This is a genomic window from Paraburkholderia sp. RHO2 (genome assembly GCF_050955445.1).
Lineage (GTDB): Bacteria > Actinomycetota > Actinomycetes > Mycobacteriales > Mycobacteriaceae > Prescottella > Prescottella agglutinans_A.
Genome location: NZ_CP162617.1, coordinates 1,559,691 through 1,585,214, shown reverse-complemented (window position 1 = coordinate 1,585,214; position 25,524 = coordinate 1,559,691). Strand labels below are relative to the sequence as shown.

The 25,524-nt window shown below is 69.5% G+C and carries 23 protein-coding genes; 9 read left to right on the top strand and 14 right to left on the bottom strand.

All coding sequences use genetic code 11. The features are described 5' to 3' along the window. Positions 1-4: 4 nt before the first annotated feature. The 10 genes from ABTV10_RS07375 to ABTV10_RS07330 all read right to left on the bottom strand — a co-directional run bounded on the left by ABTV10_RS07375 (position 5) and on the right by ABTV10_RS07330 (position 10,106). Positions 5-2,872 carry a beta strand repeat-containing protein gene (locus tag ABTV10_RS07375; protein ID WP_499033618.1) on the bottom strand — a complete coding sequence of 956 codons (2,868 nt, stop codon included), beginning with the start codon at positions 2,870-2,872 and terminating at the stop codon, positions 5-7. Between the two features lie 529 nt (positions 2,873-3,401). Continuing rightward, positions 3,402-3,608: a hypothetical protein gene (locus ABTV10_RS07370; RefSeq protein WP_499033616.1), complete on the bottom strand. Its 207-nt coding sequence runs from the start codon at positions 3,606-3,608 to the stop codon at positions 3,402-3,404. Between the two features lie 32 nt (positions 3,609-3,640). Further along, positions 3,641-4,057, bottom strand: a complete 417-nt coding sequence (locus tag ABTV10_RS07365; protein ID WP_499033615.1) for an AMP-binding protein — start codon at positions 4,055-4,057, stop codon at positions 3,641-3,643. Between the two features lie 26 nt (positions 4,058-4,083). Next, on the bottom strand, positions 4,084-5,346 hold the full coding sequence (locus ABTV10_RS07360; protein ID WP_499033612.1) for a hypothetical protein: 1,263 nt from the start codon (positions 5,344-5,346) through the stop codon (positions 4,084-4,086). Further along, positions 5,340-5,891, bottom strand: a complete 552-nt coding sequence (locus ABTV10_RS07355) for a Cif family virulence factor (protein WP_499033610.1) — start codon at positions 5,889-5,891, stop codon at positions 5,340-5,342. The genes ABTV10_RS07360 and ABTV10_RS07355 overlap by 7 nt, the downstream gene beginning before the upstream one ends. 44 nt (positions 5,892-5,935) lie before the next feature. After that, positions 5,936-6,130: a ferredoxin gene (locus ABTV10_RS07350; protein WP_499033608.1), complete on the bottom strand. Its 195-nt coding sequence runs from the start codon at positions 6,128-6,130 to the stop codon at positions 5,936-5,938. Positions 6,131-6,132: 2 nt separating this feature from the next. Next, positions 6,133-7,566: a lanosterol 14-alpha demethylase gene (gene cyp51, locus ABTV10_RS07345; RefSeq protein WP_499033606.1), complete on the bottom strand. Its 1,434-nt coding sequence runs from the start codon at positions 7,564-7,566 to the stop codon at positions 6,133-6,135. After that, on the bottom strand, positions 7,563-8,363 hold the full coding sequence (locus ABTV10_RS07340; RefSeq protein ID WP_499033603.1) for an SDR family oxidoreductase: 801 nt from the start codon (positions 8,361-8,363) through the stop codon (positions 7,563-7,565). The genes cyp51 and ABTV10_RS07340 overlap by 4 nt, the downstream gene beginning before the upstream one ends. Continuing rightward, complete coding sequence (locus tag ABTV10_RS07335; RefSeq protein ID WP_499033601.1) at positions 8,363-9,568, bottom strand: cytochrome P450; 1,206 nt, start codon at positions 9,566-9,568, stop codon at positions 8,363-8,365. The genes ABTV10_RS07340 and ABTV10_RS07335 overlap by 1 nt, the downstream gene beginning before the upstream one ends. 4 nt (positions 9,569-9,572) lie before the next feature. Next, positions 9,573-10,106, bottom strand: coding sequence for a TetR/AcrR family transcriptional regulator (locus ABTV10_RS07330; RefSeq protein WP_499033599.1), 534 nt, complete (start codon positions 10,104-10,106; stop codon positions 9,573-9,575). Between the two features lie 205 nt (positions 10,107-10,311). Here ABTV10_RS07330 and ABTV10_RS07325 point away from each other — a divergent pair, with 205 nt between their 5' ends. The 5 genes from ABTV10_RS07325 to ABTV10_RS07305 all read left to right on the top strand — a co-directional run bounded on the left by ABTV10_RS07325 (position 10,312) and on the right by ABTV10_RS07305 (position 15,438). Further along, positions 10,312-11,784: an aldehyde dehydrogenase gene (locus ABTV10_RS07325; protein WP_499033598.1), complete on the top strand. Its 1,473-nt coding sequence runs from the start codon at positions 10,312-10,314 to the stop codon at positions 11,782-11,784. Between the two features lie 26 nt (positions 11,785-11,810). Further along, on the top strand, positions 11,811-12,560 hold the full coding sequence (locus ABTV10_RS07320) for an SDR family oxidoreductase (RefSeq protein ID WP_499033596.1): 750 nt from the start codon (positions 11,811-11,813) through the stop codon (positions 12,558-12,560). Next, complete coding sequence (locus ABTV10_RS07315; protein ID WP_499033595.1) at positions 12,557-13,465, top strand: NAD(P)-dependent oxidoreductase; 909 nt, start codon at positions 12,557-12,559, stop codon at positions 13,463-13,465. Before ABTV10_RS07320 ends, ABTV10_RS07315 begins: the two co-directional genes overlap by 4 nt. After that, positions 13,462-13,878, top strand: coding sequence for a carboxymuconolactone decarboxylase family protein (locus ABTV10_RS07310; RefSeq protein WP_499033593.1), 417 nt, complete (start codon positions 13,462-13,464; stop codon positions 13,876-13,878). The genes ABTV10_RS07315 and ABTV10_RS07310 overlap by 4 nt, the downstream gene beginning before the upstream one ends. Positions 13,879-13,968: 90 nt before the next feature. Beyond that, positions 13,969-15,438, top strand: a complete 1,470-nt coding sequence (locus ABTV10_RS07305) for an FAD-dependent oxidoreductase (protein ID WP_499033591.1) — start codon at positions 13,969-13,971, stop codon at positions 15,436-15,438. 49 nt (positions 15,439-15,487) lie between these two features. On the opposite strand, the gene ABTV10_RS07300 is transcribed toward ABTV10_RS07305, so the two are convergent. Then, on the bottom strand, positions 15,488-16,102 hold the full coding sequence (locus tag ABTV10_RS07300; RefSeq protein ID WP_499033589.1) for a TetR/AcrR family transcriptional regulator: 615 nt from the start codon (positions 16,100-16,102) through the stop codon (positions 15,488-15,490). Continuing rightward, positions 16,099-17,151, bottom strand: a complete 1,053-nt coding sequence (locus ABTV10_RS07295; RefSeq protein WP_499033588.1) for a saccharopine dehydrogenase family protein — start codon at positions 17,149-17,151, stop codon at positions 16,099-16,101. Before ABTV10_RS07295 ends, ABTV10_RS07300 begins: the two co-directional genes overlap by 4 nt. A 181-nt stretch (positions 17,152-17,332) precedes the next feature. Between ABTV10_RS07295 and oxc the strand changes: the two genes are divergently transcribed. Then, positions 17,333-19,015: an oxalyl-CoA decarboxylase gene (gene oxc / locus ABTV10_RS07290; protein ID WP_499033585.1), complete on the top strand. Its 1,683-nt coding sequence runs from the start codon at positions 17,333-17,335 to the stop codon at positions 19,013-19,015. After that, a complete protein-coding gene (locus tag ABTV10_RS07285) occupies positions 19,012-20,196 on the top strand; it encodes a CaiB/BaiF CoA transferase family protein (RefSeq protein ID WP_499033584.1) in 1,185 nt (394 codons plus the stop codon). The genes oxc and ABTV10_RS07285 overlap by 4 nt, the downstream gene beginning before the upstream one ends. A 3-nt stretch (positions 20,197-20,199) precedes the next feature. On the opposite strand, the gene ABTV10_RS07280 is transcribed toward ABTV10_RS07285, so the two are convergent. Next, positions 20,200-21,621, bottom strand: a complete 1,422-nt coding sequence (locus ABTV10_RS07280) for a cellulase family glycosylhydrolase (RefSeq protein WP_499033582.1) — start codon at positions 21,619-21,621, stop codon at positions 20,200-20,202. 66 nt (positions 21,622-21,687) lie between these two features. Between ABTV10_RS07280 and ABTV10_RS07275 the strand changes: the two genes are divergently transcribed. Together ABTV10_RS07275 and ABTV10_RS07270 are read left to right on the top strand one after the other, a co-directional pair. Continuing rightward, entirely contained in the window at positions 21,688-22,266 is a 579-nt protein-coding gene (locus tag ABTV10_RS07275; protein ID WP_499033580.1) for a hypothetical protein, read from the top strand. A gap of 50 nt (positions 22,267-22,316) precedes the next feature. Next, positions 22,317-23,201 carry a hypothetical protein gene (locus ABTV10_RS07270; RefSeq protein WP_499033578.1) on the top strand — a complete coding sequence of 295 codons (885 nt, stop codon included), beginning with the start codon at positions 22,317-22,319 and terminating at the stop codon, positions 23,199-23,201. A 330-nt stretch (positions 23,202-23,531) separates the two neighbouring features. On the opposite strand, the gene ABTV10_RS07265 is transcribed toward ABTV10_RS07270, so the two are convergent. Further along, positions 23,532-25,466, bottom strand: a complete 1,935-nt coding sequence (locus tag ABTV10_RS07265) for a flavin-containing monooxygenase (protein ID WP_499033577.1) — start codon at positions 25,464-25,466, stop codon at positions 23,532-23,534. Positions 25,467-25,524 lie beyond the last annotated feature (58 nt).

The window sequence follows — 25,524 nt, the reverse complement described above, 5'->3', positions numbered from 1 at the left end:
GATCTTAGAGCTTGCGACGACTCCGCATGGTGGCTACGGACCCGCCGCCCGCGGCGGCCGCCAGCAGCAATGCCGTGCCCAACAGCACGCCACCGTTCGACGAATCGTCGACAATGCCCCCGTCGCCGGCCTCGACGCCGCCGACCGGCACCGCGGTGATCTGGCCGCCGGCTCGGGCAGCGCTCACCTCGGCGGCGCGAACCGGCACACTGACTTCATGTGCCGCAACGGCATCGACTGCGACGGGTAGCGCAACGTTGGCCGCACCGTTCGCGCCGACACCGACCTGGCTGCCCAGCGCCGCGCCGCCGGCGATCGCACTGCCGAGTGCGGCACTTCCGAGCAGCGCGCTGCCGAGATCGACACCGCCCTCGCCGCCGGCCGCACTACCGGTGTCGCCCGAACTACCGGGGACGGTCGCGCTCCCAGAGCTGCCTGCGCCGGTGTCACCACTGCCGCTGCTACCCGCACCCAGATCCCCGAGGCTCCCCAGATCCACACCGGCGCTGCCGGTGTCGACGCCACCAGAACTGCCCGCGTCACCGGTGCTGCCCAGTGCAGCAGCACTGCCGAGCACCGGAAGCGCGAGGCTGCCGAACGGCAGCGCCAGGCTGCCCAGGGCCAACTCACCCAGGCTGCCGAGATCCCCCGCGCTGCCCGCGTCCCCGGCGCTACCGGTCGCCAGATCACCCAGGCTGCCGGTGCCGCCGGCACTGCCCGCGTCCAGGTCACCGAGGCTGCCGGTGTCCACACCACCCGTGCTGCCCGAACCGAGGCTGCCGAGCGCCAGATCGGCCAGGCTACCCAGATCCAGATCGGCACTACCCGAATCACCGGACGAACCGGCACCCAGGTCGCCGCTGCCACTGCTGCCCGCGCCGAGATCCCCGAGGCTCCCCAGATCCACACCGGCACTACCGGTCTCCACGCCCGTCAGGCTGCCCGCGTCGCCGGTGCTGCCTAGCGCGCCGACACTTCCCAGCACCGGAAGCGCCAGGCTGCCGAACGGCAGCGCCAGGCTACCCAGGGCCAACTCACCCAGGCTGCCGAGATCCCCCGCGCTGCCCGCGTCCCCGGCGCTACCGGTCGCCAGGTCACCGAGGCTGCCGGTGTCCACACCACCCGTACTGCCCGAACCGAGACTGCCGAGCGCCAGATCGGCCAGGCTACCCAGATCCAGATCGGCACTACCCGAATCACCGGACGAACCGGCACCCAGGTCGCCGCTGCCACTGCTGCCCGCACCCAGATCCCCGAGGCTCCCCAGATCCACACCGGCACTACCGGTCTCCACGCCCGTCAGGCTGCCCGCGTCACCGGTGCTGCCCAGTGCGCCGACGCTGCCCAGCACCGGAAGCGCCAGGCTGCCGAACGGAAGCGCCAGGCTGCCCAGGGCCAACTCACCCAGGCTGCCGAGATCCCCCGCGCTGCCCGCGTCCCCGGCGCTACCGGTCGCCAGATCACCCAGGCTGCCCAGACCGCCCGCGCTGCCCGCGTCCAGGTCACCGAGGCTGCCGGTGTCCACACCACCCGTACTGCCCGAACCGAGACTGCCGAGCGCCAGATCGGCCAGGCTGCCCAGATCCAGATCGGCACTACCCGCATCACCGGACGAACCGGCACCCAGGTCGCCGCTGCCACTGCTGCCCGCACCCAGATCCCCGAGGCTCCCCAGATCCACACCGGCACTACCGGTCTCCACGCCCGTCAGGCTGCCCGCGTCACCGGTGCTGCCCAGTGCGCCGACGCTGCCCAGCACCGGAAGCGCCAGGCTGCCGAACGGAAGCGCCAGGCTACCCAGGGCCAACTCACCCAGGCTGCCCAGATCCACGCCGGCACCACCGGCACTGCCCGCCTCGAGGCTGCCAGAATCCACACTGCCGGTGTCCCCCGAGCTACCCGCCCCGAGGTCGGTCAGACTGCCCAGACCGAGATCACCACCGCCGGCACTGCCGGTTCCCAGATCGGCGAGGCTGCCCAGATCCACCCCGGCACCACCGGCGCTGCCCGCCTCCAGGCTGCCCGGATCCACACTGCCCGTGTCCCCCGAGCTACCCGCCACGAGGTCGCCCAGGCTCCCGGCGCCGAGGCCGGCGAGGCTGCCGAGATCCAGTTCCGCACTACCGCTGTCGCTGCCCGAATCGGCGCTCCCGGAGACGAGTCCGAGGCTGCCCAGCGCGAGCTCCGACAGGCTTCCCAGGTCGACGCCGACGTTGCCGGCACTCCCCAGCGCGAGTTCGACCAGAGCGTCCAGGCTGCCACCCGCTGCGCTCCCGGTGTCGGCGGCGCTGCCGGAGCCGAGGTCGGCCAGGCTACCGAGATCCAGTTCTGCGCTGCCGTTGTCGACACTGCCGCCGTCGACGCTGCCGCTCGCGATCTCTCCGACGCTGCCGGTATCGGCCTGGCCGGCGCTGCCCGCTGCGAGCCCGCCGAGGACGTCGAGCCCCAATTCCAGGCTGCCGGAGCTGCCGGTGTCCGTGCCGCTGCCCGTCCCACCGGCACTGCCGACGTCCAAGTCGCCGCCGGCGAGGCTGCCGGTGCCGATGTTTCCGAGGCTGCCGAGCGCCACCTGCGCAAGATTCGCCAGGTCGAGGTTGCCCGCACTGCCCGCGTTGACGCCGCCGTTCGCGCCGCCGGGGCCCACCGCGCTTCCGAGACCGGCATCGCCGTTGCCCCCGATGCTGCTGCCCAGACCCGAGAGTCCGCCGCCGGCACCACCGTTCGCACTGCTACCGATTCCACCTCCCGGGGCCGGCGCAGCGTGACCGATGGCGGGGGTGGCAATCGTCAGGGCGCCCACCGCGGTGGCGGCAACCATGATGCGACTCTTCATCTTTCGCGTTCGGATGTTCTCGGCTCTGTGGGTAGACATCGTTCTTCGACCTCCTCGATCGGCGTGTCCAGATGCAAAGACAGACAGCCCAGTCGCATGAAGACAGAATTGACGAAAAACGCCCCCCGAAAATCCGCCAGCCCCCGCTGAAACGGATAGCAACCCCCCCGGCCACATGCATACAGGCGCGATCAAGATAGCATCTCGAACCGGTATCGATCACCGATCCCACGCACCGAATTCCGTGTAATGCGTTCGCGCGCCCGGTAACACCGCCCTCACCGGCCTGCTGATCTGCGCGTTTCTCGTCGGAACGAACACTCGAACGGACACGACGTCGCGCCCGGCGCGGACGACTCGCCGACTGATCGACCTCGGTGTGTAACGCCTGCGTTCTCACTCGCGATGCGTCATGCACAACCGAGATATCCGACTCGAGCCCATGAAGGAGGTCACCCCGCACCGGTCGCGTGTCGCGCAACGATGGGCGTTGAATGCGCACCGCCGGAAACCAATTCACTCGCGGCATGTTCACGCGAACAACCAACTCCGCGAGTGCGGCCGCCGCCTAGTCGATCCGATAGGCGTGCTCGTTGGCGGCCGCATGCTGCTTCGCCCACCCGAAGTCGGGCTTGCCGCTCGGCGTCCGCATCACCTCGTCCGCGATCCAGAACGCCCGCGGGATCTTGTAGCCGGCGAGTCGGCTGCGGGTGTGCTTCTCGATGGATTCGAAGTCCGGCACGACGCCGTCCCGTACCCGCATCACGGTGGCCACCCGGGCGCCTCAGCGCTCGTCGGGGACGCCGATCACGATCGCGTCGTAGATGTCGGGGTGCATCCGACCGAGTCGGAGATCATCAGATTCGGCATTGCCTCGAAGAAGGCCTCCTTGACCGCGGCGGAGAACAGCGCCGCGCCGGAGGCGACGACGCCGAGGCTGGAGGTGTCCCGGTCCTGCTCCCGGAACGCCTCGACCAACGGGCGGCCCATCGCGTCACCGGTGATGACCATGACCTGCGGTCGATGGTCCGCCACCTGCCAGACGCGGGCGGCGTCGAACTCCGGTTCCATGATCACGGTGTTGCCGGTGAGGAGCGCCGTGAACGTCGGCATCATCGCGGACGTGTGGATCAGCGGCGGCAGCATCAGCCAGCGCATCGCCTCCCCGGCGGACACCCCGCCCCGCGACTGCTGGAACTCGTCGGTGACGGACGTGTAGGCCATGCGAGTGTCCTGTCGGGGTCGGCCGCTCAGATCACATAGAGCGGCAGGGGAATTCCGCGGTCTTCGAATGCGAACGCCGCGCCGGTGCTGACCTTCGTGATCGCCACCTCGACGCATTCGGGGGCAGGTTCGTCGGTGATCTCGACGACGACGAGGAGACCTGCCTCGTCCTCACCGCCGACGCGGACGGTGAAGTGCGGGTTCGTTCCCCGCACCAGGGCCTGCAGCGCCTCGAGGTGTCCACCGTCGATCAGCGTCGGCCAGCCGCCGTCGGCGTCGACGAGTCCGCGGCGGCCGATTCGCAGCTGCAATTGCTCGCCGTCGAAGCCGATTTCCCTGTCCACGTACCGATCCGGATTCAGCAGCGGATGCAGCGACAGCACGGTCGCCAGGCCCTCGAGATCGTCGGGGAGGCCGAGCGCGTCCCGGATCCGCTGCGCGGCGACGCCGGCGATGCCGGTCAACTGCTTGCGGGTGATCTCGCGCGCCTTGCCCTCGTCCACCCGCTTACGGACGGCGATCAGGAAGCCGAGCGCGAGCAGGTGGTGCTGCAGGCACACCTCCTCGGCGATCCGTACGAGCGCGGAGTGTGAGAAGTCCCCGAACCGCAGGTCCGTCAGCAGCGGGCCCGCGTAGTCGTGACGGCCCTCGCCGGTGGCGTCGATCGGGCTGAGATCGACGGTGTACGCGGCGGTTCGGCCGATCTGCTCGGTGTGCGGCGGCATCGTCGGGGGGACATGCCCCGCGTCGATGACCACCGTCCACGCGCAGTGCGGATGGCGGTCCGCGGGCCGGCGCGGTGGACGGTGGATCGGCCGCACCTGGGCGTGCGGGTTGGTGGCCAGTGCGGTGGCGTCGAAGGTGGGGTCCTCGATGTCGTGACACATCGCGGTCACGTACTCGTCGCCGAGCGGTTCGACGTCCATCAGCGCACCGCAGTGGTCGAGCCAGAATTCGCCGTGGTGCGGGTCGTCGACGCGGAAGCGGAAGTCCATGAACTGCGGCGGCGCCCCGATGTCGAGTTGCAGACCCTTGAAGATCGTCACGACGTCGTCGCCCTCGTAGCGCAGGGCGCGCTGCATGCGGCGGGTGTACCACGGGCTCGATGCCTGCCACTCCTCGATCGCGATCTGCGCCATGCCTTCCCGGCCGAACTCGGCGATCAGGTGCGCCATTCCGGACCGGTCGATCAGCTGGCCACACAGCAGCAGTTCCGGGACAAGCGTGGCGAGGTCGGAGCGCGGGAGCGCCGCGAACGACCGCGACGGCTGCGCCTGGGTGCTCACCACAGCGGGACCGGTGCCTGCCCGGCCGGGTACCAGCCCGGTAGCTTCTCGCCCGAGAGCGAGCGCTGCATGCGTGCCTGCATCCCCGTCGACAGCGCGCTGTTCTGGATCATCTCCATGAACAGCGCCGAGACGTTGCCGAAGTCGAAGAAGTCACGCTGCCACGACCACTGGAAGTTGCCGCCGTAGCGGAACCAGCTACCACCGATGCCGTACACCGAGTAGTTGGTGCCGTCGGGGCGCTCGGCGTCGGAGATCTGCTTCCACAGCCCGATCACGTTGCCGCTGACCTCGTCGATCACGAACTCCTGGTACGGGTACTCCCAGCCTTCGAGTCCCTGCATTTCGAGCCCCAACGCGATGTCGCGGATCTCGTCGCGGCCCACCGCCATGAAGTCCTGCTCGGGGCCGTAGTTCCATCCGTAGGTCGCGTCGTCGGTATAGAAGTCCGCCAATGGCTTCCAGTCACCGGCGGCCTCGGCCTTCTTGTTGCCGTCCACCCAGCGCCGGACCATCTCGTCCAGCTCGGCCCGATCGAATCCCGTCATGCTGTGGTCTCCTTCGAAAGTCTTGGTGCGTGATGGTTTCGAGTTCAGTCCTCGACGATCCGCAGGGCTTGGGTCGGGCAGTACCGGACAGCACTCTCGACGTCGGCGAGCATCGACTCGGGCGGGCTCGGATCGAGGATGGCGACCTTGCCGCGCTTGGGCACCGCGAACACGTCGGGCGCCTCCATCTCGCAGGCGGCGTGGCCCTGACATAGGTCCAGGTCGACTTCGACGCGCATGGTCAGGCCTCACTCGGGTGGGCGACGGGGCAACCGGTGGGCACCGCAGTGGCCGTCGCGCCGACCGACTCCGCCCGGCCGGCCCGCCGCCGGTAGCGCACCCGGCACGGCTGCTGCAACTGCACGACCATCTTGCTGTGGTCGTTGCGGTAGGTATCGGCGGGTTGAGACATCTCGAACTCGAAGTCCCGCAACAGGATCGAGAAGATCGCCTTGAGCTGCATCTGGGCGAATGCCGCCCCGACGCAACGGTGACGTCCGGCGCCGAACGGGATCCAGGTCCACCGGTTGGCGGTGTCCTCGTGGTTGGGGTCGATGTACCGGCCCGGATCGAACAGTTCGGGGTCGGGGAAGTCCTCCGGGATGCGATTGGAGATCGCCGGTGTGGCCGCCACCAGATTCCCCTCGTGGATGGCGTATCCGCCCACCTCGAAGTCGCCGCGGGCCACCCGGAGCAGGATGATCAGCGGCGGGTGCAATCTCAGCGTCTCCTTGATCACCGCCTCGAGCACCGGGATCTGCCGGAGGGCGTGGAAGCTGATGTCGGCACCGTCGGCGTAGAGCTCGTCGAGCTCGCTGGTGACCTTCCCCATCGTCTCGGGGTGACGCAGCAGTTCGATCAGCGACCAGGCGGCGGTGCCGGAGGTGGTGTGGTGGCCGGCGAACATCATCGAGATGAAGATGCCGGTGATCTCGTCGGCGCTGAACCGCAGACTGCCGTCGTCGCCCCGGATCGACACCAGGACGTCGAGCATGTCCCGATCCTCCTTGCCCTGGGGAGGATCGGCGATGCGGCCGTTCATGATTCCCTGCACGAGTTCGACCAGCGCGACGCGGGCCGCGTCGCGACGGCGGAAGCTCTCGATCGGCGCGTACGGGTCGACGAACGCGATCGCGTCGGTGCCCTGCTCGAGCTCGTGGTAGAGCGTGGCGAACCGGTCGTCGAGTTCGTCCCGGAACTTCTTGCCGATCAGGCACGCCGACGACGTGTAGATGGTGAGCTCGGCGAAGAACTCGAGCAGGTCGATCTCGCCCTCGTCGCCCCAGCCGGCCACCATGTCCTCGACCTCGACCCCGATGGTCGTGGCGTGTCCCTTCATCTGCTCGCCGCGCAGCGCCGAGTTGTGCAGCATCTCGGAACGACGTTCGGGGCTGGCGTCGAACACCACGCCCTCCCCGAAGATCGGCTTCATGAACGGGTAGGCGGCCTGCTGGTCCAGATCGCTGTCGGTGGAGCGGAAGAAGAACTCGTTGGCCTCGGCGCCGGACAGCATCACCACGTCACGGTCCGCAAGGCGGAACACCCCGACGTCGCCGCACTCGTCCCGGACGCGCCGCATCAGCGCGATCGGGTCGGTGCGCAGTTCCTCGAGGTGCCCGTGTTCGTGGTCGCCGCCGGACACGCGCGGCGGATCGGGCAGTGTCGTCTCGGTCATTCCTTCTTCTCCGAACTCGGAAGGGGCGCCAGCGGCGCCTCGGGCTGAACCTCGACGAGGACGAGGTGGACGCCGCGGGGGGCGCCGACGACCGCGACGACGGCGTTGGCCATGTCGGACGCGCGCAGCATGTAGCCGTGCCGGGCGAAGCCCCATTTGGCCCACATCTCGGCGACCGGCGCGAGGATTTCCGGGGTCGAGTTCATGCCCATTCCGGTGAAGGTCGGCCCCGGCCGGACGATGGACGCGCGAATTCCGGTCCCCTCGAGTTCCATCCGCATCTGTCGACCCATCGCTTCGAGGCCCGCCTTGGCCGCGTCGTAGGCGCCCATCAGCGGCCGCTGGTGGGCGGCGCAGTCCGATCCGATCAGCACGAAGTCTCCCCGGCGCCGCCGACGCATCCCGGGCAGGACGCGGTGCGCCAGGCGCTGCGCACCGACCAGGTGCACGTCGATCTGCTTCGCGAAGCGCACCGTGTCCATCTGGTCGGCGGCGCCGAACTCCAGGTCGCCGGCGCCGGAGACGACGATCTCCGCCGGGCCGAGCGCGTCCTCGGCGGCGGTGACGAAGGCGTCCACGGACGCGTCGTCGGTGACGTCGAGGACGTGCGCGAAGGCCTCTCCCCCGTTGCTGCGGATCTTCTCGGCGATCGCCTCGGTCTCCGCGGCCCGGCGGGCGCCGAGGGCGACGGGGTGCCCCAGGTCGGCGAGCGCGTACGCGGTGGCCTCACCGATCCCGGACGAGGCGCCGCTGATCAGCGTCGGCCGGCGGGTGGGGTTGGGTTCGAAACGGGGCATCAGCGCACCTGCACCTTCATCGGCAGGGCCGCGAAGCCCCGCACGTTCGTGGAATGGACACGTTCGGCTCCGGACTCGTCCACCTCGTATCGCATTACCCGCTCGGCGAATTCGGCGAGCGCGATCTTCGCCTCGAGCCGGGCGAGGTGGGCGCCGAGGCAGAAGTGCACACCGCCCCCGAAGCTGATGAGTTTGTTGGTGGAGTCCCGACCGATCCGGTACCGGTCGCCGTCCTCGAACACGGACTCGTCCCGGTTGGCGGAGCCGATCAGCAACAGCATCTTCTCGCCCGCGGGCACGGTCTGCCCGTGGTAGTCGAGATCGACCGCCGTGGTCCGGGCGACGATCTGGCTGGAGGTGTCGTATCGCAGGGTCTCCTCGACCCACTCCGACACCCGGCCCGGGTTGCCGAGCACCTGGGCGACCTGGTCCGGATTGCGCGCCCCCCAGTAGGCGGCGTTGCCGAGCAGCTTGGTCGTGGTTTCGTTGCCCGCCACCACCATCAGGAACATGAACCCGAGGATCTCCTGGTCGGACAGCTTGTCGCCGTCGATCTCGGCGTCGAGCAGCGCCGAGGTGAGATCCGCGGTGCGCGAGCGACGCCGCTGCCCGATCATCTCCTTGTAGTAGGTCATCAGGGTGATCGACGCCTCCACGGACGCCTGCGGCACGTCGAGAACGCCGTCCTCGCGGTGCACCACCAGATCGGCGAGGCGACGCAGTTCCGCGCGATCGGCCTCCGGCACGCCCATGAGTTCGGAGATCACGTCCATCGGCAGCTTGCCCGCCACCTCGGCGATCCAGTCGAATTCGCCGGCCTCGAGCGCGGGTTCCAGGTACCGCTGGGTGAGTTCGAGGATTCGTCCTTCGAGTTCGGCGACTCGCCGCGGCGTGAAGCCGCGCGAGACCAGTTGCCGCAGCCGCGCGTGCCGCGGGTCGTCCATCGCGAGGAACGACATCACCAGGTGGGCGTGCGGTCCGTACGCCGCCGGATCGAGCGAGACCCCGTTCGCGCTCGACAGTCGCGTGTTGTCCCGGAACGCGCGCAGGACGTCGGCGTGGCGGGACAGCGCCCAGAATCCGATCGTCGGATTGTGGTATAGCGGAGCCTCTTTCCGCAGCCGTGCGTACGTCGGGTAGGGATCGTGGTGGAACTCGTAGTCGTACGGATTGAAGACCACGGGGTCGATCAGCGCTTCGGTCATGTGATTACTCCAGAATCCTCGTGGCGGAACGCTCCAGACGGCCGGTCAGGTCCTCGTAGGTGCCGTAGCCGATGCCGGCCCGCAGGAGTGCTCCGGCGTAGAGCAGATCGAGCGTCTCGAGGACGTCCGGATCACCGGACTCACCCAACGCCTCCTCGAGCCGGCCGCGGATCTCGATGCCGATCCGCAGTCGCAGGTGTTCGACGTCCGGGTCACCCCCGAGCAGCGCGTTGGTGACGGCGCCGGCGAGCCCCGGTTCGTCAGCGAGCAGCAGCGCGATTCCGCGGAACACCGCGACGACACGGCCGGCCCGGTCGAGCCCGCCCGCCTCCGGCCGCGGCGAGCGTGAGAGCCGGCGCCAGAACACCTCGGCGACGAGGTGCTCCTTGGACGAGAAGTAGGTGTAGGCGGTGGCCGGGCCGACCCCTGCGCGCGCCGCGACGGCACGGACCGTCAGGCCGGCGAAGTCCTCGTCGTGCAGAACCTGCACCGCCGCCTCGCACAGCTTGTCGACGGTGTCCGCCTGCTTCTGCGTCAAGCGTCTACGCGTGGACTCGAAACGTGAACTGGACACGTGTCTGGACATTACTGCAGATCACCCTCCGGCGGGACCGTTCGAGACGAGATTCCCCACATCCCGGCGGGGACGGTTCGCGAAAACCATTCCGCCAGATCGGCATTGTCATCGGGATTTGACTCGTACTATAGTCCAGACACCTGTCCAGTAAGAAGGGGTCCGCGCAATGACGCTTCGACCGACCGACAGCTCCGCGCTTCTGATCGACGGCAAGCTCACCCCCGGCTCGGGCGGGGTGTTCGAGGTGACCGATCCCGCAACCGAGGAGGTCATCGGGTACGCCGCCGAAGGGACCGCTGCCGACATGGACGCGGCGATCGCGGCCGCGCGCCAGGCGTTCGACACCACCTCGTGGTCGCGCGATCACGCCTTCCGCGCGCGCTGTCTGCGACAACTGCGCGACGCCCTGCAGTCGCACATCGACGAACTGCGCGAGATCACGATCGCCGAGGCGGGCGCGCCCGCGATGCTCACCGCCGGGCCCCAACTCGAGGGCCCGATCGCGGACCTCGGCTACTTCGCCGATCTCGCCGAGTCCTACTCGTGGGAAACCGATCTCGGTGTCGCGTCGCCGATGGGTATCAGGACCCGGCGACGGGTCCTCAAGGAGGCGGTCGGGGTGGTCGGCGCCGTCACCCCGTGGAACTTTCCGCACCAGATCAACTTCGCGAAGATCGGCCCGGCGCTCGCCGCCGGCAACACCGTGGTCCTCAAGCCCGCTCCGGACACCCCGTGGTGCGCGGCCCTGGTGGGCAAGGTCGTCGCCGAAGAGACCGACATTCCGGCCGGCGTGATCAACATCGTGACCTCCACCGACCACGCTCTGGGGGCCCAACTGTCCCGGGACCCGCGCGTCGACCTGATCTCGTTCACGGGTTCGACCGCTACCGGCAAGGCGGTCATGGCCGCGGCGTCGGAGTCGCTCAAGAAGGTTTTCCTGGAACTGGGCGGCAAGTCGGCGTTCATCGTCCTCGACGACGCCGACCTCGCCTCCGGCTGCGCGATAGCGGCCTTCACGGTCTGCACGCACGCCGGTCAGGGCTGCGCGATCACGACGCGCCTGCTGGTGCCGCGCGAACGCTACGAGGAGGCCGTCGAGGCCACCGCACGCACCATGGCCGGGATCCGACCGGGCAATCCCGCCGAGCGCGGAACCGTGTGCGGACCCTTGATCTCCGCGCGACAGCGGGCCCGGGTCGAGAGCTACCTCGCGCTCGCCGTCGAGGAGGGCGGCACGATCGTCGTCGGCGGCGGTCGACCAGCCGAGCACGAGCGCGGGTTCTTCGTCGAGCCCACGCTGATCTCGGGTCTCGACAACACCTCCCGCGTCGCGCGGGAGGAGATCTTCGGCCCGGTGTTGGTGATCATCCCCCACGACGGCGACGACGACGCGATCCGCATCGCCAACGACTCGCCCTACGGACTGTCCGGGTCGGTCTGGGGCACCGATCCCGACCGGGTCCGGAAGGTGGTCGACGGGGTCCGTACCGGCACCCTCGCCGTCAACGGCGGCGTCTGGTATGCGGCCGACGCCCCCTTCGGCGGCTACAAGCAGTCCGGGATCGGCCGCGAGATGGGCGTCGCCGGGTTCGAGGAGTACCTCGAGACCAAGCTCGTGGCGGAACCGGCGCAGGCCTGACGGACCGACAGACAAGGAGTAGGCAGATGGGACGTTTCGACGGACGCACCGCCATCGTCACCGGCGCGGCGCAGGGCATCGGGGAGGCGTACGCGCGGGCGCTGGCCGCCGAGGGCGCGAGCGTCGTGGTGGCCGACCTCAACCGCGAACTCGGTGAGACCGTGGCCAAGCAGATCGTCTCCGACGGCGGTTCGGCAGCATTCCAGGAAGTCGATGTGGCCGAACCGGATTCGGCGCTCGAACTGGCCGCGTTCACGATCGACCGGTTCGGCGGTGTCGAGCATCTGGTGAACAACGCGGCGATCTACGGAGGCATGAAGCTCGACTCGCTGCTCACGGTGCCCTGGGACTACTACAAGAAGTTCATGAGCGTGAACATGGACGGTGCGCTCAACGTGTGCCGGGCGGTGGTACCGCACATGCGCGCCGCCGGCGGTTCGATCGTCAACCAGTCGTCGACGGCCGCGTGGGTGTACTCGAACTTCTACGGCCTGGCGAAGGTCGGGATCAACGGTCTCACACAGCAACTCGCGTTCGAGCTCGGCTGGTCCAAGATCCGGATCAACGCCATCGCGCCCGGTCCGATCGACACCGAGGCCACCCGCACCGTCACCCCCGGCAACATCGTCTCGGACATGGTCAAGCGCATCCCGCTGCAGCGCATGGGCACCCCCGACGATCTGGTGGGCATGTGCCTGTTCCTGCTGTCCGACGAGGCGAGCTGGATCACCGGGCAGATCTTCAACGTGGACGGCGGGCAGGTGATCCGGTCGTGAGTGACGACACCACAGCGGCTCCCGCGGTCGGCTACATCGGGCTCGGCAACATGGGCGCGCCGATGGCCACCCGGCTGCTCGATCGTCCCGGCGCCCTGGTCGTGTGCGACGCCCGTCCCGAGGCCACGCAGCCCTTCACCGCGGCGGGCGCAACCGCGGCGGCGACACCGGCCGACGTCGCCGCGCAGGCGACGGTGATTCTGGTGACGGTGCTCGACGACGCGCAGGTTCGCGACGTCGTCACCGGCCCGGACGGCATCCTGTCCACGGCCGGGCCGGGGACGGTGATCGCGGTGCACTCGACGATCGGCGACGAGACGGCGACCGAGCTGGCCGCTACCTGCCGGGCCGAGGGGGTGGACCTGGTCGACGCTCCGGTCAGCGGTGGCGCGCCCGGAGCGCAGCAGGGGCGGCTGGCCGTCATGGTCGGCGGCAGCGACGACGCGTTCGAGGCGGTGCGCGAACCGTTCGCGTACTTCGCCGAGCTGGTGATCCATGCGGGACCGGTGGGCGCGGGCACGCGGATGAAACTGGCGCGCAACCTTCTCCACTTCGTCTCGTTCACCGCGGCCTGCGAGGCCCAGCGGCTCGCCGAGGCGGCCGGCCTGGACGTGCGGGCGCTCGGCAAGATCGTCCGGCACACCGACGCCATCACCGGCGGCGCCGGCGCGATCATGCTGCGCGACACCACGGTGGCCTTGGCCCCCGACGATCCCTGGTTCTCGATCCTCTCGCACGTGCGGAATCTCGGGGAGAAGGACCTCGCCCTCGCGCTCGACCTGGGTGACCGGTTCGACGTGGACCTCCCCCTGGCCACGAGGGCCCTCACGGGACTCGGCCCCGGACTCGGCGTCGGCAACGGAACCGTCGCCGACCGGTCTACCCACGAGAAGGAGCACGCATGACCGACCACAACGGTGACGCCGCCGCGACCGAGCGCCGCGCGCGTGGCGTCGCGATGATGAACCAGGTGTACGGCTGGGAGATGCCGGCGGACGTGCCGGGCGACTTCTTCGCCGTCACCGCCGACCACCTGTTCGCCGACGTCTGGACCCGGCCGGGTCTGAACATGCGCGACCGACGCCTGCTGCTGCTCGGGGCGATCGCGGCACAGGGGCAGACCGACGTCGCGAAGATCCAGATCAACGCCGCGCTCCACAACGAGGAGTTGACCGAACAGCAGATCGAGGAGGCCGCGATCTTCCTCTGCCACTACGTCGGCTGGCCGCTGGGTACCGGGCTGAACAACGCGTTGATCTCCGTCGCGGCCGACCGACGCCGGGCGGCACGCGCGGCCGACAAGCAGCGCGAGCAGTAGTCCGGCGATTCGGGTGCAACGCTCGGCTGCGAGGGTGAATACTAGGAAATAGAACACGTTCTACCAGTGCACGTCGAAAGGACCCACCCCATGGCCGAGGCCACACCCCTCCGTCCCCTGTCCGCCGAGACCGTCGACACATGGAACTACGAGGCCGACGTCGTGATCGCCGGCTACGGTGTCGCGGGCGCGAGCGCCGCGATCGAGGCGGCGCGCGCCGGTGCCGACGTCCTGGTGCTCGAGCGCGCGGGCGGCTGGGGCGGTGCGGCCTCGCTGGCGGGCGGATTCATCTACCTGGGCGGCGGCACCCCGCTGCAGAAGGCCCTCGGCTTCGACGACACCCCCGAGAATATGAAGACGTTCATGATGGCCGCCCTCGGGCCCGGCGCCGACGAAGCGAAGATCACCGAGTACTGCGAGGGCAGCGTCGACCACTTCAACTGGCTCGTCGACTGCGGCGTCCCGTTCAAGGAGAGCTTCTACGGTCAGCCCGGCTGGGAGACGCCGTTCGACGACGGCCTCATGTACTCGGGCGGCGAGAACTCGGCCCCCTTCAACACGATCGCCACCCCGGCACCGCGCGGACACATTCCGCAGATGACCGACAAGAAGGTGGGCGAGAAGGGCGGCGGCTACATGCTCATGAAGCCGCTCGTCGATACGGCCACCGCCCTCGGTGTGCAGGCGCAGTACGACATGCGGGTGCAGACGCTGATCACCGACGCCACCGGCCGGGTGGTGGGCGTGCAGGCCAAGCAGTACGGCAAGGACGTCACCGTCCGGGCGCGCCGGGGCGTCGTGCTGGCGACCGGCAGCTTCGCCTACAACAAGGAGATGGTCGAGGCGTTCGCGCCGCGGCTGATCGGCCGCCCCGGCGCCGCGATCGAGGAGCACGACGGCCGTGCGATCCGGATGGCGCAGGCACTCGGCGCCGACCTGGCACACATGGACGCCACCGAGGTCGCGTTCTTCGGCGATCCGCAGATGATGGTCCGCGGCATCCTCGTCAACGGGCGCGGCCAGCGCTACGTCAACGAGGACACCTACCCCGGCCGCATCGGCCAGCTCACGTTGCTGCACAACGACAACCAGGCCTACCTGATCATCGACGAGGACGCGTACGAGGAGGCGAAGACGACGCCGACGTCCACGCCGTTCTTCCGGTTCCAGCCCAAGTGGGTGGCCGAGACGGTCGAGGAACTCGAGGCCGAGATGGGTCTGCCGGAGGGCACCTTGCAGGCCACCGTCGAGGTCTACAACAAGCACGCCGCGACCGGGCAGGACCCGGTTCTGGGCAAGAAGGCCGAGTGGGTCAAGCCGATCGGGTCACCGATCGCGGCACTGGACCTGCGCAACTTCACCGCCGGCTTCACGCTCGGCGGCCTGCGCACCAACGTCGAGTCCGAGGTCCTGCACGTCTCCGGCGAACCGATCCCCGGCCTGTTCGCCGCCGGCCGCTGCACCGCCGGTGTGTGCGCGTGGGGTTACGCGTCCGGCACCTCTCTCGGTGACGGCAGCTTCTTCGGCCGCCGCGCCGGCATCAGCGCCGCGAAGGGCTGACACCGACGGTGACGGGGTGGGCCCGGCAGGTCAGCGCGGGCCCACCCCGTCACCGTGGATCGGCGTCACCGTGGATCAGCGTCACCGCGGTCCGCACCAACTCGCGATCCCCCTCCGCCGAACGCCGCACCCCGATGTCCGACCGGACGACGGAGGAACCCTCGAGGAGACTGACCACGATCTCCGCCAACGCGTTTCGACGATCCTCGGAGACCTCCGGTCGCGCGCACGCGATGAGGTCCGCGACGAGGCCGACGTACTTGCGGTAAAAGGTACGCACCACCGCCGCGGTCTGCTCGTCTCCCCCAGCGATTGCCCAGATCTCCCGGTAGAGCCGGACGCAGCCGGCGTCGTCGTGCTCGGCGAGAAGGACTTCGAGCATCCGCTCGGTGTCCTCACGGGTCACGGTCCGTTCCGACCTGTCGTCGGCATCCAGACCCGTCGCCTCCGCCAAGCGCGCCAGCGAACGCGCCAGCGCACGGTCGAGCACCGCCCTGATCAGGTCGGCGCGGGTGGGAAAGTAGTGCTGCAGGTGGCCGATTCGCACCCCGGCCTCCGCCGCGAAGTCCCGGAGCGCAGCGTTCGCGTTGCCCCGTGTGGTGAGCACACGTTCAGCGGCGTCGAGCAGTTCGGCCTGGCGCTGCGCGCCCTTGGACGAGGTCATGACCGCAATACTTCCACCCCGTGTTCCGCGAGTTCCCGCAGCGCGGACTCGGGGCGCGGATGCAGTTCGGGGAAGGTGACGCCGGCGACCGCGTCGCCCGCGAGCACCCGACGCAGCCCCAGGAATCCGCCGAGCGCGGTGAGATGCGCCTGACCGCGGGAATCGACGATCGTCGCGGACGTCACGCCCGCATCACCGACGACGTCGATGCGGATCTGCGCGCTGCCCCCGTCGCCGGGCGAGTACAGCAGGGATCGCCGCACGGAGGTCCAGCGGTCGCCGCGCCCCCAGCGGAAGAGTCCCACCTTCTTCGCCGCGAGAAGCGCAGCCGTGGCGGAGTTGGAGCTGAACCCGATCCGGGTGGTCACGGTGTCCACGCCCAGGGTCAGCGGCAGCGTGAACTGCTCGGGGGTGTCGAGCCGGGCGACCTTCGTCCGGGAGCCGGCGATGTCCACCCACCGGGCGTCGGAGAGCGGCGCCACCGTCGCCGGGCCACCGGAGCGTCGCACCTCGTAGTCGTAGCCGAGCCGGTCGATGAAGTCGACCGAGTCGACGCCGGCCGCATCCTGCACGTCGTATCGGATTGCGATGTCGACCGAGGTGGCGTCACCGCCTCGCTCGGCGACCAGGGCGGCGGTCACCAGACTGGTGACGCCACCCATCCAGGACGACGAGAACAGCACCGGCGCGGTCGGTTCCGCGAGGGTTGCCACCGTGACCGCGCGCGCGAGCCTCGCGGTCCACCGGGTGACGTCGACGTAGGGCACCCCACCTCCCACCGCCGCACGGAGCACCCGATCGTCCGGGTCGTTGACCGCGGAGACCACGGCGCGGACGCTCGCCGCGAACGGTTCCGGGTCGGCCACGTCCCAGCGGCGCACGGTCGCGCCGTGTCGCTGCGCCAGGGCTGCGCCCCTCTCCGGGTGGCGCCCGGTGAGCAACAGCGGCCATTCGCGCCCCGCGAGTTCGGTGAGCGCGGCGCCGACGGTGCCGTACCCACCGACGATCAGCACCGGTCCGGCGGGGTCGTACTCGAGTTCGTCGTTCATGACACGAAAATAGGTCATATGACCAATTTTGTCGATGTTCGTGGTTTCGACCCCGACGAGCCGACATGCCGGACGTTTCGGTCCGGCACCGCCGAGCGGGCTGCCCGCCGACGACGTGCGGGGGATACTCGGAGAAGGCCGCCGTCCGAGTGGCAGACTCCAGTTGTCCGGGGATGCGCCCATGACCGAGCCCAATTCCGTCGACGGGAACGAACTCGTCGTCGACGCACTCGTGGCCAACGCGGTCTCGACGATCTACGGCGTGGTCGGGATCCCGATCACCGACCTCGCCCGCATCGCCCAATCCCGCGGCATCCGCTACCTCGGATTCCGCAACGAGCAGGCCGCCGGGCACGCCGCCGCGGCCGCCGGCTACCTCACCGGGCGGCCCGGCATCTGCCTGACCGCGTCGGCCCCGGGCTTCCTCAACGGACTCGTCGCACTCGCCAACGCGACCACCGACTGTTTCCCGATGATCCAGATCAGCGGATCGAGCGACCGGTCCGTCGTCGACCTCGGGCAGGGCGACTACGAGGAATTGGACCAACTCGCGGCGGCCCGTCCGTTCGCGAAGGCCGCGTTCCGCGTCGATGCCGCCCACCTCATCGGCGTCGGGGTGAACCGGGCGATCCGAGCCGCGGTCTCCGGTCGGCCCGGCGGGGTCTACCTGGATCTGCCGGCTCGGGCCCTCGCCGGCCCCGCACCACGAGTGCCGCATCCGCCGGTCGTCGACCCGGCGCCGCAGCAGATTCCGGCGCCCGACGCCGTCGGCCGTGCCATCGTCCTCCTCGAGTCCGCGCAACGCCCGCTGATCGTGCTCGGGACAGGGGCGGCGTACGCGCGGGCCGACCGGGTCGTTCGCGACTTCGTGGAGGCGACGCGGGCCCCGTTCCTGCCGATGCCGATGGCGAAAGGGCTTCTACCGGAGGATCATCCACAGTCCGCGGCGGCGGCGCGATCGCTGGTGCTCGGCAGCGCCGACGTCGTGGTCCTGATCGGCGCGCGCCTGAACTGGCTACTCGACCACGGGCGGGCTCCGCGGTGGTCCCCGGACGCGCGCTTCGTCCAGCTCGACATCTGTGCGGCCGAGTTCGACAGCAACCGACCGATCGCGGCCCCGGTCCTCGGCGACATCGGGTCGTCGACGGCGGCCCTGCTCGCGGCGCTGCGACCCGACCGGATCCGACCGTCTCGCGACTGGCTCGACGAGGTCGCCGCCACGAGGCGGGCGAACACCGCCGAGCTCGAGGGGCGGCTGCGGGCCGACGTCCACCCGATGAACTTCGCGGTCGCGCTGCGCGCCGTGCGGGACGTCCTCGACGACCGGCGCGACACGGTCGTGGTCAGCGAAGGGGCGAACACGCTCGACAACGCGCGCAACATCGTTCCCACCCACTACCCACGGCACCGCCTCGACGTCGGGACGTGGGGGGTGATGGGTGTGGGCCTCGGGTATGCGATCGCCGCGGCCGTCGAGACCGGCCACCGGGTGGTCGCGATCGAGGGCGACAGCGCATTCGGGTTCAGCGGCATGGAGATCGAGACGATCTGTCGCTACCGCCTGCCGGTGGTCGTGGTCGTGTTCAACAACGGTGGCGTCTGCCGCGGCGACGAGGTCAACACCCACTCGGAGGATCCGGCACCGACGGTGCTGCTGCACTCGAGTCGCTACGACACGCTGATCGAGGCGTTCGGCGGCGTCGGGTACCACGCCGAGACACCGGAGGAGGTCGCCGGCGCGCTTCGGTCCGCGCTCACCACCGCGGGGCCCGCGCTGATCGACTGCGTCATCGATCCGGCCGTCGGGACCGCGAGCGGCCGTCTGCAGAAGCCCGATCGTCCGGCGCACGAGGAGGAACCATGACCGAACACGACCCCGGCGGACACCTCGACCCCACCAAACCGCAAGCGCTCGAGGGGATCACGGTCGTCGACTTCACCCACGTGCTCGCCGGACCCACGTGCACCCGAATGCTCGCGGACGGCGGTGCGCGGGTCATCAAGATCGAACGTCCCGGTACCGGAGACGACACGCGGCAGATGGGTCCGTTCGCCGACGACGGCAGCTCCGAGTACTACCGGCTGGCGAACATCGGCAAGGAGAGTATCGCACTGAATCTGAACGATGCGGACGACATGGCGCTGGTCCGGTCGATGATCCGGCACTCCGACGTGGTGGTGGAGAATTTCCGGCCGGGCGTGATGGCGGCGCTCGGCCTGGCCCCGGACGACCTCGTCGCCGAACATCCGCGGCTGATCGTGTGCTCGATCTCCGGCTTCGGCCAGTACGGCCCCATGCATCAGGAGTCGGCCTACGACACGGTGATCCAGGCGCTGTCGGGCATCATGGATGCCACCGGGTGGCCGGACGGTCCCCCGACCCGGGTGGGCACGTCGATCTCCGACATCGCCGCCGGCATCATGGGCTACTGCGGCATCGTCACCGCCCTCGTCGCCCGCGAACGCACCGGCCGCGGGACCACCGTCGACATCGCGATGCTCGACAGCACGTTCGCACTGATGGAGCACGGACTGATGGATGCGCTCGGCCCGCGGGTGCACCCGACCCGCCTGGGCAACCGGCACCCGTTCATGTACCCGTTCGACACCTTCGAGTGCAGCGACCGGCCCATCGCGATCGCCGCCGGCACCGACCGTCTCTTCGGACTCATGTGCAGCGCACTGGGACTCACCCATCTGCGGTCGGACGAGCGATTCGCCACCAACGTCGACCGCTGCGCCAACCACGAGGACCTGAAGACCGCGTTGGAGGACGTGCTGCGCACCGACACCAGCGAGGCGTGGCGAGGCCTGCTGATCGACGCCGGCGTCCCGGTGGGCGTAGTCCTCAACGTCGATGACACCCGCCGACTCGATCAGATCGAGATACGCGGCATGATCAAGGAAGTGGGCGGATTCGCCGTTCCGGGAACCCCGCTGAAGTTCGGCACCTGGGATTCGGTCGGGTCGACGATTCCCGCACCGGAACTCGACGACTGCGGGGACATGCTGCGGCGAGAATTCGCCCCACGACCGGACGCGTGAGCGTCACGACCGGGGTACGACCGTGACCGTCACCGGCTGACGGGTGGCCGGGGCGCGGAGCGTGAGGATGCGGGTGTCCGGGTTCCAGCCGGCGACGTGCGCACCGTCGACGTCGGCGCCGTGCGGGAATGTCCGCGCGGGCAGGTACATCTCGGTGGGCGCAGTGATCGACAGGTTGGGCACGTAGGAGAACTCGAGGCGGTCCGCGTCGGCCGACCAGTCGAGCGGCGATCCCGCGATCGCTCGCGGGTACGGCCTGTCGAGGGTCGCCACGAGGTTCCGTTCGGACCCGTCCTCCTCGTACGGCCCCCACGGGCCGGGATCGCGCGACCAGTAGGAGACGCCCGCCCCCATCTCGCGGGCGGTGTCGTAGATCCGCTCGACGTAGTCGAGCGCGCCGGGCAGCGTCGTGTCGAGTCCGAACTCCCCCAGGATGATCGGCACGTTCCCCAACGCGGCCGCGGTGCGCAGGGTGTTGCCCCGCCACGCGTCGATCGTCGCGTCCACCTGTGCGCGGGCGGATCCGGTGTAGCCGCCGCCGAGGTCCATGGGCAGCGGGTAGATGTGCGGGCAGTACGCGATCCGCTGCGCGCCGTCACGGGCGTCCGAGATCGCGCGCAGGCCGCTGGCGGTGCCCCAGTTGGTACCCATCGCCTGCGGTGCGACACACACCCAGGTGTCCTGGTCGACGGTGCGGATGGCGTCGGACGTCTTCTGGTACAACGCGGTCAGCGGGCCGGCCTCGAACGACGGGCCCTGCAGGGTGCCGCCGTACGGCTCGTTCATGAGGTCGTACGCGACCACCGCCGGGTTGCCGGCGAAGCGCTCCGCGACCGCCCGCCACGCGTTCGCGTAGTGGTCGGTCAACTCGGGGTGGTCGCCGGTGGTGTTCCAGAAGTTGTCGAACGCCCGCATCACCCCGGGCTCGAGGTAGTACATCTCCCACATGTCGTTGTCCCCGACGGGGAGCCCGTCGAGGTAGGTCGCCCACGCGGGGGCGCCGTTGCCGTTCTGCCCGCTCGGGGTGATGGCACTCGAGTACAGGTCCTGGTGCATGTCGAGCATCACGCTGTACCCGCGTTCGGCGTACCAGCCGACGCGTTCGGCCACCCGGTTCAGGTACTCCTGGCTGTAGACGCCCGGTTCGGGTTCCACCGACCGCCACGAGATGAGGAACCGCACAAAGTTGGTTCCCATGTCGGTGTGTTCGCGGTCGAGATCGGTCTCGGTGAACGTCGGCATGCCGTCCGGTGTGCTCTTGGCGCTCGACGCGGTGTTGAACCCATTGAGGATCAGTGCCCGGCCGGCGTCGTCCGTGAGATACGCGGAGGCCGGCGCCGGATCCGCCCGCAACGCGGCTCCGACGCCACCGACGAGAAGCAACGCCCCGACCATCGCCGCGAGCACCCTCGAACGCCTCACCACTCCACCAACTCTCGCATCCACGCCAAACCTGGACGTTCGTCCTGTTCAGTGCGTTAATGTTGCGCCATGTCTGACGAGCACGGGGCGTTTTCGGCAAGGGTGCTGGCCCGCCGGATCCCGGCCGGTCCATGGCCGGCAACGGTCACCGTCCTGCTCGCGTCGATACTGTTCGGCACGTGGTCGCTCACCGGGCGGATCCTCACATTCAACCCGGAACTGCTGGTTCCCAGCGCGATCGGCCTGCCGTTCGGGATTCCGCCGCTGCGGCTGTATCCGCTCGGCGACACCACGTGGTCGTTCTGGTTCGTCGACGTGGTCGCCGCACTCGCGATGACCGCGGTGGTCTGGACCCAGCCGGCCGGGAGCAGGCGTCGGCCGTTCCTCGCGGCCCTGCTCGCCACGATGCTCGGAGTCGCTGTCGGCAACCTGGTGCGGACGGTGTACCTCAGCTTCGAGACGCACCAGGGCCTCGGCACGTTCGTGCTCGCCGTGGTCCTCGGCCTGGTGGTGTCGGCGCTGTGGGGCGCCGTCGTCGGCGTCGTCGTCGGCCTGGTTCACCTGCTCGATCGGCGACTCCGACACCCCGCGGAACCGACTCCGAAGGCCCGGGCGGCCCGTCGTCCTTCGAAGGTTGGAGCGCGCTGAGCCGGAGCGCCGCCGCCTCCTGCGCGACCGCGATGTGAGACGGTGCTCCCATGGGGAGAACCGACGGCTGGCCGATGCTCGATCGCGGGACGAGGCTGTGGTGGCGGACGGTCGGCAGGCGGATCGATGTCGACGGCGACGATGCGTGGTTGGCCGCGCCCGTTTCCGGGCGCGGCACCGTCGCCGACCGCTGGCTTCCGGCCGAAGCCGATCGCATCGGCGGCAGAACGGTCCGTGACGGCAACTCCGGGTTGCTGCCGAGTATGGATGCGCTGGCCGGTCCCGGCTTCGATCCGACCGCAGTGCACCCGGCGATCAGAGGGTTCTACGAGCACACCGCGTCCTGGCGGATGGACGCGTGGACCAAGTGGTCGCGTGGGTTCGCCGGCCCGGGTGCGGTCATCGAATCGCTGTACGGCAAACGGCTGCAACAACTTGCGCTTCCGGTTGATGCACTGGCCGTCGCACACGGGGTGGACAGCGAGATCGTTGCGATCGTGGGCCCGGAAGGAGACCATGCCGGGGCCGCGTGGCTGCGGACCCTCCGGCGGACGGGCGACTACATGTTCAGCGGCTACTATCGCGTCGGCCGGCTCCCCGGACGTGACCAGCCGAGCGTCCACGTCAGTTTCCCGCTCGAGCAGGGCAACGTGCAGGTGTACCTCCGCCCGTCCAACGGTCCCGGCGGATCGATGACGCTGGCGTCGCCGCCCGGCGGATTCGGCGACGACGGCGCATACGTCACCGTCATCGACGGCGGTCACACGTACGCCGCCCGCGTGCCGATCCACGAGGAATTCCACCTGTACGTCGACGACGAGGGCGTCGCCCGAACCGATCATGTCCTGAAGGTGTGGGGCGCCACGGCCGTGCGACTGCACTACCGTATGGCACCGGTCGAGGCCGGAAGTCGAGTGGTCGCGGAGTCGCGGTGACAGGGTCGGGCTCGACACCGTGAGGAGACGAGCCCGACCGTCCGACTCAAAAGTGCCGCGTGAGCCAAGAGACGAGGATCTCGTTGGTACCCTGTGGATCCTCGCAAGCGGCCGCGACGTTGTGGCCATCGGCAACCATGCTGTTCCAGATCTCGATCGGATCGTCCACGGCGGGTCGACGGCGGTGTCGGCACACATCTTCAGTGCCAGCTCGCGGCGCTTCGGGGAGGGTTCGGATGCGATCATGGTGTGTGCCCCGCACGCCCTGGCCGCGACGATCGCGTGGCCCGCTGCGGCGTTGACCGCGCGAATTCGCGTGACCTGCCGAAACTACCGCAGCACGAAGTCTTCCTCGATCGGCGTGCGGTGCTGCTGCCACACGTCGACCAGGCGCCACGGGCTGGCGACGACCACCCGCCCGCTGTCGTTGCGGTAGTAGGTGTGCGCGTTCGGCGTGTGCCGCCAGACGGTGTTCTCCATCGCGACATCGATCTCCTCGACGTACGCGTCGTAGGCCTGCCGGGTCGGCTCCAGCGAACGCGCGCCACGCTCGGCGAGCAGATGCAGGCACTCGACGATGTAGTGGACGGCCACCTCGATGCCGAGGTTGTTGCCCGCGCCGTGGCTCGGATTGGTGTTGGGGGCGGAGGTGATGAACAGGTTCGGGAAGCCCGGAACGGTGCCGCCACGGTACGCCCGCGGGTTGCCCGACCACTCGTCGACCAGCGTGCGGCCGTCCCGTCCGCGAATGTCCATGGTGGACAGGAAGTCCAGGTGGAAACCGGTGGCGTACACGATGACGTCCACTTCGACGAGGTCCCCGTCCGGGGTGACGATCCCCTCCGGGACGATCCGGGCCGGCTCGGCGACGAGCACGTCGACGTGCTCACGCGTGAGCGCCGGGTAGTAACCGCCGGGATCGCGGATGATGCGCTTGCCGAACGGCGCGAAATCGGGGGTCACCTTCTCGGCCAGTTCGGACCCGGCGCCGAACGTGCGATCGATGTAGGCGAGGCAGTCCTGCAGCAGCATGTCGTTGGCACGCGAGATCGACAGGTGCGTCGACGCCCATTCCGGATCCACGATCACCACGGGGTACGCACTGTCCGCCGATCCCCAGAACGCCTTGAGACGCAACCAGTTCGCATAGAACGGCACGTGCCGCGAGAGCCACCGGTGATGCTCGGGGACGTCATCGCTGTCCCGTTTCCGCGGCGCCACCCAGTGGGGTTGACGCTGGAACAGCGTCAGGTGGGCGACGTCGTCGACGATGGAGTCGACGATCTGCGCGGAGGTGCACCCGGCCCCGATGACCGCGACCCTCTTGCCGGCGAGGTCCAGTGTCGGGTCCCACTCCCCCGAGTGAACGCTGATCCCGGCGAAGGACTCTCGCCCTTCGACCCGCGGGAACTGCGGCCGGTTGAGATAGCCCAACGCGGTGATCACCGCCGCGGCGTGCGTCACCGATCGGGTGCCGTCCGACGCCCGCACGTGGATCTGCCAGCGATGCGCCGCCTCGTCCCAGACGAGCGACTCGACCTCGGTGCCGAACCGGGTGTGATCTCGTATCCCGTGCTTGTCGGCGACGCCCCGTAGGTAGTCCCGGTACTCGCCGCCCTTCGGGTAGTAACTGGTCCAGTCAGGGTTCAACTCCGAGGACAGCGAGTAGTACGACGACGGGGTGTCGACACCGACGCCCGGATAGTTCTGGATCAGCCAGGTGCCGCCGAGGTCGTCGTTCCGTTCGAGGAGCTCGTACGAGATCCCCTCGCGCGTCGCGGCGATCGCGGCCGCGACGCCCGCCAGGCCGCCACCGATGATCGCAAGGTCGAGGGTGTCCGGCAGCGGCGTCGTGCGAGGCAGGACGGGCTGCGCCGGATGGAATCCGCCCTGCTCCGCCAGCATCGGCAGGAATTCGTCCCCGGGCGTCGCGCCGAGTGCCAGCGGGACCAGACGGGCGAACAGCGCCGGATCGTCGGGCGCGGGGGCGTCGGGGCGACGGTCCGCCGTCAACGCCGTGATCACGTCCTCGACGATCGCTGCCGCCGTGTCCGGGTCGGTGACGCCGGCCATCTCGGGCGCGTCCGGGACGTGCGAGATCGCCGCGGCGTGCCGATCGAGCACGGCCGCGTCACCGGTGAGCTGGGCGAGCACCGCCAACAGCACCGCCGGGTCCGCCCGTCGCAGATGTGTACGCAGCGGTTCGGGGTCGGGCGCGGCGTGGCCGGCGTGTGCTGTCGACGGTACGGCGGTGCTGGATGTCATGGAATCTCCTTGCAGGCCCGGCGGTCCGGGCCCGACGCGAGTCGTGAGGAGCTGGGGG

Coding starts and splice junctions, on each gene's coding strand:
- ABTV10_RS07375 (WP_499033618.1), bottom strand. CDS start 2,872: ATGTCTACCCACAGAGCCGAGAACATCCGAACGCGAAAGATGAAGAGT.
- ABTV10_RS07365 (WP_499033615.1), bottom strand. CDS start 4,057: ATGGCCTACACGTCCGTCACCGACGAGTTCCAGCAGTCGCGGGGCGGG.
- ABTV10_RS07355 (WP_499033610.1), bottom strand. CDS start 5,891: ATGACGGGATTCGATCGGGCCGAGCTGGACGAGATGGTCCGGCGCTGG.
- ABTV10_RS07350 (WP_499033608.1), bottom strand. CDS start 6,130: ATGCGCGTCGAAGTCGACCTGGACCTATGTCAGGGCCACGCCGCCTGC.
- cyp51 (WP_499033606.1), bottom strand. CDS start 7,566: ATGACCGAGACGACACTGCCCGATCCGCCGCGCGTGTCCGGCGGCGAC.
- ABTV10_RS07340 (WP_499033603.1), bottom strand. CDS start 8,363: ATGCCCCGTTTCGAACCCAACCCCACCCGCCGGCCGACGCTGATCAGC.
- ABTV10_RS07335 (WP_499033601.1), bottom strand. CDS start 9,568: ATGACCGAAGCGCTGATCGACCCCGTGGTCTTCAATCCGTACGACTAC.
- ABTV10_RS07325 (WP_499033598.1), top strand. CDS start 10,312: ATGACGCTTCGACCGACCGACAGCTCCGCGCTTCTGATCGACGGCAAG.
- ABTV10_RS07320 (WP_499033596.1), top strand. CDS start 11,811: ATGGGACGTTTCGACGGACGCACCGCCATCGTCACCGGCGCGGCGCAG.
- ABTV10_RS07310 (WP_499033593.1), top strand. CDS start 13,462: ATGACCGACCACAACGGTGACGCCGCCGCGACCGAGCGCCGCGCGCGT.
- ABTV10_RS07305 (WP_499033591.1), top strand. CDS start 13,969: ATGGCCGAGGCCACACCCCTCCGTCCCCTGTCCGCCGAGACCGTCGAC.
- ABTV10_RS07300 (WP_499033589.1), bottom strand. CDS start 16,102: ATGACCTCGTCCAAGGGCGCGCAGCGCCAGGCCGAACTGCTCGACGCC.
- ABTV10_RS07295 (WP_499033588.1), bottom strand. CDS start 17,151: ATGAACGACGAACTCGAGTACGACCCCGCCGGACCGGTGCTGATCGTC.
- oxc (WP_499033585.1), top strand. CDS start 17,333: ATGACCGAGCCCAATTCCGTCGACGGGAACGAACTCGTCGTCGACGCA.
- ABTV10_RS07285 (WP_499033584.1), top strand. CDS start 19,012: ATGACCGAACACGACCCCGGCGGACACCTCGACCCCACCAAACCGCAA.
- ABTV10_RS07275 (WP_499033580.1), top strand. CDS start 21,688: ATGTCTGACGAGCACGGGGCGTTTTCGGCAAGGGTGCTGGCCCGCCGG.
- ABTV10_RS07270 (WP_499033578.1), top strand. CDS start 22,317: ATGGGGAGAACCGACGGCTGGCCGATGCTCGATCGCGGGACGAGGCTG.
- ABTV10_RS07265 (WP_499033577.1), bottom strand. CDS start 25,466: ATGACATCCAGCACCGCCGTACCGTCGACAGCACACGCCGGCCACGCC.